At 57.1% G+C, this 4,968-nt stretch carries 4 protein-coding genes; all 4 read right to left on the bottom strand.

The window, feature by feature from the left end; genetic code table 11:
- Positions 1-171: 171 nt before the first annotated feature.
- Complete coding sequence (locus GZ78_RS22985; protein WP_081870008.1) at positions 172-1,566, bottom strand: lactonase family protein; 1,395 nt, start codon at positions 1,564-1,566, stop codon at positions 172-174.
- Positions 1,567-1,715: 149 nt separating this feature from the next.
- Positions 1,716-3,242 carry a lactonase family protein gene (locus tag GZ78_RS22980; RefSeq protein WP_034841496.1) on the bottom strand — a complete coding sequence of 509 codons (1,527 nt, stop codon included), beginning with the start codon at positions 3,240-3,242 and terminating at the stop codon, positions 1,716-1,718.
- Positions 3,243-3,410: 168 nt separating this feature from the next.
- Positions 3,411-4,826, bottom strand: coding sequence for a lactonase family protein (locus tag GZ78_RS22975; protein WP_236631666.1), 1,416 nt, complete (start codon positions 4,824-4,826; stop codon positions 3,411-3,413).
- Positions 4,774-4,968 (bottom strand): hypothetical protein (locus GZ78_RS30485; protein ID WP_236631665.1); only part of this gene is annotated, 195 nt, incomplete at its 5' end. The genes GZ78_RS30485 and GZ78_RS22975, both read right to left, overlap by 53 nt.

The raw sequence follows: 4,968 nt of genomic DNA, 5'->3' as shown, positions 1-4,968 counted from the left end.
TGGCGCTTTTGAGTTTTGTACGGTGTGTAGCCCAGCAGACCATTCCGATCACCACAGAGACAACCGCCCCGGTCACTGCAACTCCGGTAGTGACCGCGCCAGTAATAACTCCATAGTCTCTTTCATTCTTCTCTCTCTTCAACGGCAGGTGTCATGAAAGGTGAGACCCCGTCAGTGGGTATCGGACGCCCCCCCATGCTCGGGGCGTAGCCCACAGACATGTCGGTTTCGATGCTCGGGGTTGTCATGGCTGAATGCGTGAGAGAGTGAACCAGGGTATGTGTGTCCGCCCGGGATAATACTGGCTGAATGCGTCAGGGAGTATAAAGAGGTGTTTGTTTCCACGGCCTGAATCACCTGATACACCGACAGGGCATCCCCATCAAAGGCCGTTACGTACAGATGTTGCCCGTTGGGGCTCAGGGTAACACCCCAGGCACCGTCCAGCTCATGAGTGTCGTCGTTGCGGTAAATACGGGGGTTGGAGAGAGCGCCGTCGCTGGCCACGTCGTACACCGACAGGGCATTCCCATCAGAGGCCGTTACGTACAGGTGTTGCCCGTCGGGGCTCAGGACGACACCAAAAGCGCCGTTCAGCTCATGAGTGTCGTCGCTGCGGTAAATACAGAGGTTGGAGAGCGCGCCATCGCTGGCCACGTCGTACACCGACAGGGTACTCCCCCAAAAGGCCGTTACGTACAGGTGTTGCCCGTCGGGGCTCAGGGCAACATCACTGGCACCCAACAGCTCATGAGTGTCATCGTTGCGGTAAATACGGATATTGGAGAGCGCGCCGTCGCTGGCCACATCGTACACCGACAGGGCACTCCCCCAAAAGGCCGTTACGTACAGGTGCTGCCCGTCGGGGCTCAGGGTAACATCCAAAGCACCGTTCAGCTCATAAGTGTCGCCGTTTCTGTAAATACGGGGGTTGGAGAGCGTACCATCGGTGTCCACGTCGTACACCGACAGGGCATCCCCGGAAAAGGCCGTTACGTAAAGGTGTTGCCCGTTGGGGCTCAGGGCGACACCCAAACCACCGTCCAGCTCATGAGTGTTGTCGTTACGGTAGATACGGGGGTTGGTGAGCGCGCCGTCGCTGGCCACGTCGTATACCGACAGGGCATTCCCTGCAGGGGCCGTAACATACAGGTGTTGCCCGTCGGGGCTCAGGGTAACACCCTGGGCACCGTCCAACTCATGAGTGTCGTCGTTACGGTAAATACGGAGGTTGGAGAGCGCACCGTCGCTGGCCACGTCGTACACCGACAGGGCATCCCCCCAAGAGGCCGTTACGTACAGGTGTTGCCCGTCGGGGCTCAGGGTAACAGCCCAGGCGCCGTCCAGCTCATGAGTGTTGCCGTTACGGTAAATGACCGGGTTAATGAGAGACACCGGCTCATTAACCTCCTCACCCTTGGCAGGTTGTAGTATGCACAGGCTGATCACTGCTAATTGAACCACAAAGACACAGACACCCTGCCAGCACGGCCAAGGGGCTTTTACCCTCTTTGTAGAAAAAACCGTGCTTGGTGTTGCTACTGATGGTTTTGCACTGAATGTCATGAGTCATGGCCTCTCGCACCCGTTGGCTATGGAGGTATCCGGTTCCGGCTCTTCCCAACTCCTTTGGGTGGGCATCCAGTGTAGTTCAGTTTTCTGAAGGCGAAGTGACAACCTTTATTGAGCCTGTTTGGTACGGGCAGAGCAGTGTGTCACTGCTTGTTCTGCATTTCATAAGTGGCGCTTTTGAGTTTTGTACGGTGTGTAGCCCAGCAGACCATTCCGATCACCACTGTAGATACAACCGCCCCGGTCACTGCAACTCCGGAAATGACCGCGCCAGCAATAGCGCCATAATCTCTTTCATTCTCTCCTTCCACTTCAACGGAAGGCATCAGCGTCATAGAAGATGTCATGGCTGAATGTGCGAGAGGGTAGACCAGGGTATGTGTGTCCATGCCCGGATTAATGCTGGCTGAATGTGTCAGGGAGTATAAGGATGTGTTTGTTTCCACGGCCTGGACCACCTGATACACCGACAGGGCATCCCCCTCATAGGCCGTTACGTACAGGTGTTGCCCGTCGAGGCTTAAGGTGACATCCCGGGCACCGTCCAGCTCATGAGTGTCGTCGTTACGGTAAATACGGGGGTTGGAGAGCGCGCCATCGCTGGCCACGTCGTACACCGACAGGGTATCCCCAATAGTGGCCGTTACGTACAGGTGTAGCCCATCGGGGCTAAGGGTAGCACCCAGAGCACCGTCCAGTTCATGAGTGTCGCCGTCACGGTAAATACGGGGATTGGAGATCGCACCGTCGCTGGCCACGTCGTACACCGATAGGGCATCCCCAAAATAGGCCGTTACGTACAGGTGTTGCCCGTCGGGGCTCAGGGTAGCTCTCAGAGCACCGTCCAGTTCATGAGTGTCGTCGTTACGGTAAATACGGGGGCTGGAGAGTGCGCCGTCGCTAGCCACGTCGTACACCGACAGGGCATTCCCAATTGCGGCCGTTACGTACAGGTGTTGCCCGTCAGGGCTTAAGGTAACATCCCAGGCACCGTCCAGCTCATGAGTGTCGCCGTTACGGTAAATACGGGGGTTGGAGAGCGCACCATCGGTGTCCACGTCGTACACCGACAGGGCACCCCCCCCAGCCGAGGCCGTTACGTACAAGTGTTGCCCGTCGGGGCTCAGGGTAATATCCCAGGCACCGTCCAGCTCATGAGTGTCGCCGTTACGGTAAATACGGGGGTTGGAGAGCGCGCCGTCGCTGGCTACGTCGTACACCGACAGAGCATCCCCTTCAGAGGCCGTTACGTATAGGTGTTGCCCGTTGGGGCTAAGGGTGACACTCGTAGCACCATTTAGCTCATGAGTGTCGTCGTTACGGTAGATACGGGGGTTGGAGAGCGCACCGTCGCTGGCCACGTCGTACACCAACAAGGCATCCCCAAAATAGGCCGTTACGTACAGGTGTTGCCCGTCGGGGCTGAGGACGACACCCGTAGCGCCTTCCAGCTCATGAGTGTCGTCGTTACGGTAAATGACCGGGTTAATGAGAGACCCCGGCTCATTAACCACCTCGCCATTGGCAGGTTGCAGTACGCAAAGGCTGGTAACTGCCAACTGAGCCACAAAGACACATATACCCTGCCAACGTGGCCAAGGGGCTTTTACCCTTCTGGCAGAAAAATCCGTGCTTGGTGTTGCCGCTGATGGTTTTGCACTGAATGTCATGAGTTATGGCCTCTTGTACCCGCTGGTTATGGAGGTATCCGGTTCCGACTCTTCCCAACTCCTTTGGGTGGACATCCAGTGTAGTTCAGTTTTCTGAAGGCGAGGTGACAACTTTTATTGAGCGTGTCTGGTACGGACAGATCAGTGTGTCACTGCTTGTTCATCATTTCATAACTGGTGCTCTTTGAGTTTTGCACGGTGTGAAGCCCAGTAGACCATTCCGATCACCACAGAGACAACTGCCCCGGTCACTGCAACTCCGGTAGTGACCGCGCCAGTAATAACTCCATAGTCTCTTTCATTCTTCTCTCTCTCTTCAACGGCAGGTGTCATGAAAGGTGAGACCCCGTCAGTGGGTATCGGACGCCCCCCCATGCTCGGGGCGTAGCCCACAGACATGTCGGTTTCGATGCTCGGGGTTGTCATGGCTGAATATGCTGGGGAGTATAAGGAAGTGTTTGTTTCCACAGCCTGGACCACCTGATACACCGACAGGGCATTCCCAAAAAAGGCCGTTACGTACAGGTGTTGCCCGTCGGGGCTCAGGGCGGCATCCCAAGCGCCTTTCAGCTCATGAGTGTCGTCGCTGCGGTAAATACGGGGGTTGGAGAGCGCGCCGTCGCTGGCCACGTCGTACACAGACAGGGCATTATCGTCAAAGGCCGTTACGTACAGGTGTTGCCCGCCGGGGCTAAGGGTAACACCCCGGGCACGGTCCAGCTCATGAGTGTTGTCTTCACGATAGATACGGGGGTTGGAGAGCGCGCCGTCGCTGGCCGCGTCGTACACCGACAGGGCATTCCCAAGATTGGCCGTTACGTACAGGTGCTGCCCGTCGAGGCTCAGGGTAATATCCCAGGCACCGTTCAGCTCATGAGTGTCGCCGTTACGATAGATACGGGGGTTGGAGAGCGCGCCATCGCTGGCCACGTCGTACACCGACAGGGCACTCCCATAAAAAGCCGTTACGTACAGGTGCTGCCCGTCGGGGCTCAGGGTAACACCCAAAGCACCGTCCAGCTCATGAGTGTTGTCGTTACGGTAAATACGGGGGTTAGAAAGCGTGCCGTCGTTGGCTACGTCGTACACCGACAGGGCACCCCAAGCCGTTAAGTACAGGTGTTGCCCGTCGGGGCTCAGGACAACATCTCGGGCACCTAACAGCTCATGAGTGTCGTCGTCACTATAGACACGGGGGTTGGAGAGCGCGCCGTCGCTGGCCACGTCGTACACCGACAGGGCACCACCACCGTCAAAGGCCGTTACGTACAGGTGTTGCCCATTGGGGCTGAGGGCGACACCCCTGGCACCGAACAACTCATGAGTGTCGTCGTTACGGTAAATACGGGGGTTGGAGAGCGTGCCGTCGCTGGCCACATCGTACACCGACAGGGCACTCCCTAAAGAGGCCGTTACGTACAGGTGTTGCCCGTCGGGGCTCAGGGTAACAGCCCAGGCGCCGTCCAGCTCATGAGTGTTGCCGTTACGGTAAATGACCGGATTAATGAGAGAGCCTGGCTCATCAACCACATCACCCTTGGCAGGTTGCAGTACGCAAAGGCTGATCACTGCTAATTGAACCACAAAGGCACAGACACCCTGCCAGCACGGCCAAGGGGCTTTTACCTTCTTTGTAGAAAAAACCGTGCTTGGTGTTGCCACTGATGGTTTTGCACTGAATGTCATGAGTCATGGCCTCTCGCACCCGTTGGCTATGGAGGTATCC

The sequence above is a fragment of the Endozoicomonas numazuensis genome (genome assembly GCF_000722635.1).
GTDB classification, from domain to species: domain Bacteria; phylum Pseudomonadota; class Gammaproteobacteria; order Pseudomonadales; family Endozoicomonadaceae; genus Endozoicomonas_A; species Endozoicomonas_A numazuensis.
This window is presented reverse-complemented; position numbering and strand designations above follow the sequence as displayed.

What these genes read in the sequence shown, in the direction of transcription:
- GZ78_RS22980 (WP_034841496.1), bottom strand. Translation starts at nt 3,242, where the DNA reads ATGACATTCAGTGCAAAACCATCAGCGGCAACACCAAGCACGGATTTT.
- GZ78_RS22985 (WP_081870008.1), bottom strand. Translation starts at nt 1,566, where the DNA reads ATGACATTCAGTGCAAAACCATCAGTAGCAACACCAAGCACGGTTTTT.